Here is a 5,635-nt window from a genome sequence, read left to right as displayed (position 1 = left end):
GGGGGGGGGGGGGGGATACGCACGTCGTGGCCCCCTCACCTATCCTCTCCCCCTAGCGGGGGAGAGGAACATGAAGATGCGTCCACAGAGAAAGTCAGATCCCGCGTTCCTTGAACACGGCGCTCGCCGTCTTGAAGGCGTCGAGGCTGGCAGGGATGCCGCAGTAGATCGCGACCTGCAGGAAGATCTCCTTGATCTCCTCCTTGGTGAGGCCGTTGTTCAGCGCACCGTTGACGTGCAGCTTGAGCTCGGGCCCGCGATTCAGCGCCGCCAGCATGGCGAGGTTCAGCATCGAGCGCGTCTTCTTCGGCAGGCCGGGTCGCGTCCAGACATAGCCCCAGCAATACTCGGTGGTGACGTCCTGGAACGACATCATGAAATCGTCGGTGGCGGCGCCCGCCAGCGAGTTGTCGACGTAGCCGGCGCCCAGCACGGCTTTGCGCACCTTCATGCCCTCGTCGTAGAGCTTCTTGTTGCGCGGATTGGGCTTGGCTTTCTTAGCCACCTTGGCCTTGGCCATCTGTCACTCCTCCAGTTCGATGAACGGCGGAGTTATCAGTTCGGGCGATCAAAAGATCAAACGGCAATGCGCTCGGTTGACGGCGGCTGGCCGGTCGTGGGCTGATCCAACCCCTTGGCGCGCGCCCGCTGGCAGAGCTCTTCGATGGTGATGTTGTCGAGCTGGGCCATCATGTCGTCGCGCAGCTTCTCCCACATCGGCCACACCACCTCGTGGGCGAGCGGCGAGCCGGTCGCGGGATCGTTGGGCTCGGTCTCGGCCTCGAGCTTGCGCACCACGCGCACGACCTCACCCAGGGTGATCTTTCGCTGCTCGCGGCCCAGGCGATAGCCGCCACGCGGACCGCGCTTGCCGGCCAGGATGCCGGCCCGAACCAGATGCTGCAGCACCTGCTCGAGATAGCGTTTGGGAATGCGCTGGCGCTCGGTGATGTCGCCGCTGCGCACCGGATGCTCGCCGACATGGAAAGCCACGTCGAGCACGGCCTCGATGGCGAACATGGTTTTCTTGCTGAGCCGAGGCATCCCCAGTGCTTCTCCTCAGGCGCCTTTAGGCGCTTTTGGCTGATCCCGCCGTCACTCCTGTCGATCCGAAACCTCCGGCACCACGCGCCGTCCGGTCGAGCTCGCTTACTTCACGCCACACGGCCCGGGCATGCCGGGCCACGACTAACTGTGCAATTCGCATGCCGCGACTGATGCGGAATGGCTCCTTGGAAAGATTGATCAAAATCACGCCGATCTCCCCACGATAATCGGCATCGACGGTTCCTGGCGAATTGACAATAGTGACCCCGTTCTTGGCTGCCAGGCCCGAGCGCGGCCGGACTTGGCCTTCGAAGCCTACCGGTAGCGCGATCGAGATGCCGGTCGGCACGATCTTGCGCTCCAGCGGCGCCAGCTCGATGTCCTGGTCGATGGCGGCCAGAAGGTCGGCACCGGCGGCGGCGGCCGTGGCGTAGTCAGGCAGGGCAAGATCTCTGGCATGCGCGAGGCGCACCACCTCGATCTCGACGGTCTCGACACCCTTCATTCTGCTGCCTCGGCTTTGGTTGGCCGGCCAAAATGCAGGGCGATGCGGCCGGCCAGCCGCATGGCGACCTCGCCCTTGGCCAGGGTCGGCCAGTCTTCCACGCCGGAGGCGCTGATCAGGTGCACGGTGTTGCGCTCGCTGCCGAACGTGCCGACGGCGGGCGACACGTCGTTGGCCACGATCCAGTCGCAGCCCTTGCGCTGACGCTTGTCGATGGCGTTGGCCACCAGGTTCTCGGTCTCGGCGGCGAAGCCCACCACGAGGGCGGGCCGCTGCGGGCCGGGCTTGGAGAGCGTGGCGAGAATGTCGGGGTTGGGCGTCAGCTCGATGCTGGGTGGCGCCATCCCGGCCTTCTTCTTGATCTTGGAGCCGGCCGGGCGGGCTGCCTTCCAGTCGGCGACGGCGGCGGCGCAGACGGCGATATCGATCCGGCCGGCGGCGAGGCAGGCGGCCAGCATCTGGTCGGCCGAGTCGACATGAACGGTCGTCACGCCCGGCGGATCGGCGATGGAAACCGGGCCACTGACCAACGTGACTTCGGCGCCGAGGGCCGCCAGCGCCGAGGCGATGGCATGGCCCTGCTTGCCCGAGGAATGATTGGAGATGTAGCGCACCGGGTCGATCGCCTCGCGCGTCGGGCCCGACGTCACGACGGCGCGCTTGCCGGCGAGTGGTCGCTCGGCTGCGGCCGGCGCCAGCAGGCTTTCGATGGCGTCCGCGATCTCTTCCGGCTCGGACATGCGGCCGGGACCGAACTCGTTGCAGGCCATGGCGCCGTCGTTGGGACCGATGAAGTGGATGCCGCGCTGCTTCAGCGTCTCGACATTGGCCACGGTGGCCGCATGGGTCCACATGCGCACGTTCATCGCCGGCGCCGCCAGCACCGGCTTGTCGGTGGCGAGCAGCACGGTCGCGGCGAGATCGTCGGCCATGCCCGCCGCCATGCGCGCCAGGACATTGGCCGTCGCCGGCGCCACCACGAGCAGGTCGGCGTCGCGCGAGAGCTGGATGTGGCCCATCTCGCTTTCGTCGGTCAGCGAGAACATGTCGCTGTAGACGCGGTCCTCGGTAAGGGCCTGCAGCGACAGGGGCGTGACGAACCTGGCGCCGGCCTCGGTGACCACGCAGCGCACCGAAGCACCGCGTTCACGCAGGCGGCGGATGAGCTCGAGCGATTTGAACGCCGCAATGCCGCCCGCGACGATCAGCAGAATCCGCTTGCCCTTGAGCATGGTCCCCAGCCTATCACAACACCCGACTGGCGAAAGTATACAGCCCCGTGAGCAACAAAGCCCAGAACACGGCCAGCCGGAACTGCTCGACCGACAGGCGTCGGCGGATCTGCTGGCCGACCCACATGCCGGCCAGCGCCGGCACCACCGCGGCGGCCGAGACGACGGTCCGCGGACCGTCCAAAAGGCCGAAATTCAGCAGCGAAAACGTGAGCGTCAACGAGGTGGCGCAGAGCACCACGCCCAAGGTCTGCACGAGCTCGGAAGGCTTGATGTCGAGGCCCTGCAGGTAGGGCATGAGAGGGATGATCGGCACGCCGACGACGCCGGCGACGAAGCCCGAGATGGCGCCGATCACCGGCGCCAGCGGCTTCTCCAGGTCGGCGTGGATGTGCAGGCGGATGCGCAGCAGGCCGAGGCCGCTATAGACGATCAGCACCGCCGCCAGGACGATGAAGGCCCAGTCGGGGCCCTTCTGGCCGACCAGCCACATGGTGAGGTAGAGCCCGATCGCCAGCGGCACGATCAGCGGCCATTGGCGGCGCAGGATCTTCCAGAAGTTGCCGCCCACTGCCGCCTGCCAGACATTGGAGAAGATGGTCGGCAACGCGATCATGGCGATCGATTCGGTCAGCGGCAGCACCAGCGTCGTGAGCGCAATGACGATGGTCGGCAGCCCAAGCCCGACCAGCCCCTTGACCGTTCCCGCCAACAGGAAGACGGCAAGGCCGAAGATGATCTGGTCGGCGGTCATGTCATCCCGACCGGAGCGCGAAGCGCGGAGCGGAGGGACCTAGTCATAGCTTCATAACCCCGTCATCCCGACCGGAGCGAAGCGGAGTGGAGGGACCTCCTCAGTGGATCTCGCCACTCAGGTCCCGCCAATCCGGATTCGATCGGTTTATGAGGATGAGCTTCTTCTCCCTGCTCCAGTTTTTCAGCTGCTTCTCTCGCGCAATCGCATCGGGCGCGGTTTCGTGCGCTTCGAAATAAATCAGGCATTTGATGTTGTAACGCGCGGTGTGATGGACCTTTCCCTGACGGTGCTCTTCGAGGCGGCGCGGCAGGTCGGTCGTTATGCCGATGTAAAGGGCACGTCTGTTCGGGCTGGCGAGAATGTGGACGACCGGATTGCGTTCCATGGCTGGACAGTATCGGTTGTCGCATGGAACGTCCTACGATTACGGGTTGCATTGTTCGCCTATGACTAGGTCCCTCCGCTCCGCGCTTCGCGCTCCGGTCGGGATGACGGTTGGGGTCTGTCGGGCTGACGGTTGGGAGGCTAATGCCACCACGCGACGATCGCAGCGATCAACGCGAGGACGGCGATGATCTCGGAGAAGCCTGGGCGCCAGCCGCGGCCGGGGATGGGCGGCGGCGTGGCCGCTTCGCGTTCGGCCTTGCGGCGCTCATGCTCGGCCACGAGATGCAGGCTGTCGATCAGGCGCGGCAGGCGGCGCAGGCCCTCCATCACGTCCTCGGCCGCGCGGCCGACGGTGGCGCGCGGGCCGAAGTGGGTCTGCATCCATTCCTCGATCAGCGGACGCGACAGCTCCCAGATATTGACGTTGGGATTGAGCCGCGTGCCCATGCCCTCTGCCATCAGCATGGTCTTCTGCAGCAGCAGGAGCTGCGGCTGCACCGCCATCTCGAACTGCTCGGTGACGCGCAGGAGCTGCGCCAGCAGGCGGGCGATCGAGATCTGATGGCTGGGCTTGCCGAAGATCGGCTCGCCGATCGAGCGGCAGGCCTGGGCGAACATCTCGCGCGACTGGTCGGGCGGCACGTAGCCTGCGCGGAACTGCACCTCCGCCACCGCGCGATAATCGCGGCGCAGGAAGGCGACCAGAAGCTCGGCAAGATAGCCGCGCGTATCCTCGTCGATGCGGCCCATGATGCCGAAGTCGACCGGCACGATGTGGCCGGAACGGTCGACGAAGGCATTGCCGCCATGCATGTCGGCATGGAAGAAGCCGTCGCGGAACACCTGATAGAAGAAGGCCTCTGCCGCCTTCCTCATGACCTCGTTGGGGTCGTGGCCGGCGGCGACGATGGCGTCACGGTCGCCGATCGGGATGCCGTCGATGCGCTCCAAGGTCAGCACGCGTTCGGCGGTGCGGTCCCAGTCGATGGTCGGTGCACGATAGCCGGGATCGTCGACGAAGTTCTCGCCCAGCTCCTCGGCGGCGGCCGCCTCCATGCGCAGGTCCATCTCGACGCGCACGACGTCGGCGAAGGCGCGCACCGAATCGACCGGCTTCAGGCGGCGGTAGCGCGGCTGGGTACGCTCGACCAGCTCGGCCACCCAGTAGAAGAGATCGAGATCGCGTTCGAAGGCGAGTTCGATGGCCGGCCGCAGCACCTTGACCGCGACCTCGCGGCCGTCGGTGGTGACGGCGAAATGCACCTGGGCGATCGAGGCGGCGGCGACCGGCGTTTCGTCGAAGCTGGTGAACAGCGCGTCGATCGGCTGGCCGAGCTCGGCCTCGATGATGCGCTTGGCTTCGGCGCCGGAGAAGGCCGGCAGGTGATCCTGCAGCCGCGCCAGGTCGGCGGCGACCTGATCGCTCAAAAGGTCGGCGCGGGTCGACAGGGCCTGGCCGAGCTTGATGAAGGATGGGCCCATCTCCTGCAGCGCCGCGGTCAGCCGTTCGCCCGGCCGACGCGCGTCGCGGCGCCGCGCGAACAGGCGCGCCCAGACGACCAGCGCCGGCGTGATGCCCAGGATCTCCAGCGGGAACAGCGCATCGTGCCGCGCCAGGCTCAGCGCCATGCGCAACAGGCGCCAGGAATTGCGGATGGCGCGCAGCATCTTACTGGACCGCGGGCCTCCAGGCCCGCTCATGTGGAG

The 5,635-nt window shown here is 66.6% G+C and carries 7 protein-coding genes; all 7 read right to left on the bottom strand.

From position 1 onward, the window contains the following. Window positions 1–94: 94 nt before the first annotated feature. Entirely contained in the window at window positions 95–451 is a 357-nt protein-coding gene (locus RSO01_RS45700; protein WP_373868007.1) for a carboxymuconolactone decarboxylase family protein, read from the bottom strand. A gap of 125 nt (window positions 452–576) precedes the next feature. Further along, window positions 577–1,044: an RrF2 family transcriptional regulator gene (locus RSO01_RS45695; protein ID WP_147157285.1), complete on the bottom strand. Its 468-nt coding sequence runs from the start codon at window positions 1,042–1,044 to the stop codon at window positions 577–579. A 25-nt stretch (window positions 1,045–1,069) separates the two neighbouring features. After that, window positions 1,070–1,552: a dUTP diphosphatase gene (gene dut / locus RSO01_RS45690; RefSeq protein ID WP_147157284.1), complete on the bottom strand. Its 483-nt coding sequence runs from the start codon at window positions 1,550–1,552 to the stop codon at window positions 1,070–1,072. Continuing rightward, window positions 1,549–2,784: a bifunctional phosphopantothenoylcysteine decarboxylase/phosphopantothenate--cysteine ligase CoaBC gene (coaBC, locus tag RSO01_RS45685; RefSeq protein ID WP_147157283.1), complete on the bottom strand. Its 1,236-nt coding sequence runs from the start codon at window positions 2,782–2,784 to the stop codon at window positions 1,549–1,551. The genes dut and coaBC overlap by 4 nt, the downstream gene beginning before the upstream one ends. A 13-nt stretch (window positions 2,785–2,797) precedes the next feature. Next, complete coding sequence (locus RSO01_RS45680; RefSeq protein ID WP_147157282.1) at window positions 2,798–3,538, bottom strand: sulfite exporter TauE/SafE family protein; 741 nt, start codon at window positions 3,536–3,538, stop codon at window positions 2,798–2,800. A gap of 100 nt (window positions 3,539–3,638) precedes the next feature. Then, entirely contained in the window at window positions 3,639–3,926 is a 288-nt protein-coding gene (locus RSO01_RS45675) for a GIY-YIG nuclease family protein (RefSeq protein ID WP_147157281.1), read from the bottom strand. A 140-nt stretch (window positions 3,927–4,066) separates the two neighbouring features. Beyond that, window positions 4,067–5,635 (bottom strand): 2-polyprenylphenol 6-hydroxylase (ubiB, locus tag RSO01_RS45670; RefSeq protein WP_218037668.1); only part of this gene is annotated, 1,569 nt, incomplete at its 5' end.

The organism is Reyranella soli (assembly GCF_007992495.1).
GTDB lineage: Bacteria > Pseudomonadota > Alphaproteobacteria > Reyranellales > Reyranellaceae > Reyranella > Reyranella soli.
This window is presented reverse-complemented; position numbering and strand designations above follow the sequence as displayed.

Bases quoted from the DNA above. Each gene is read 5' to 3' on its own strand.
- RSO01_RS45700 (WP_373868007.1), bottom strand. From the start codon at position 451: ATGAAGGTGCGCAAAGCCGTGCTGGGCGCCGGCTACGTCGACAACTCG.
- RSO01_RS45695 (WP_147157285.1), bottom strand. From the start codon at position 1,044: ATGCCTCGGCTCAGCAAGAAAACCATGTTCGCCATCGAGGCCGTGCTC.
- dut (WP_147157284.1), bottom strand. From the start codon at position 1,552: ATGAAGGGTGTCGAGACCGTCGAGATCGAGGTGGTGCGCCTCGCGCAT.
- coaBC (WP_147157283.1), bottom strand. From the start codon at position 2,784: ATGCTCAAGGGCAAGCGGATTCTGCTGATCGTCGCGGGCGGCATTGCG.
- RSO01_RS45680 (WP_147157282.1), bottom strand. From the start codon at position 3,538: ATGACCGCCGACCAGATCATCTTCGGCCTTGCCGTCTTCCTGTTGGCG.
- RSO01_RS45675 (WP_147157281.1), bottom strand. From the start codon at position 3,926: ATGGAACGCAATCCGGTCGTCCACATTCTCGCCAGCCCGAACAGACGT.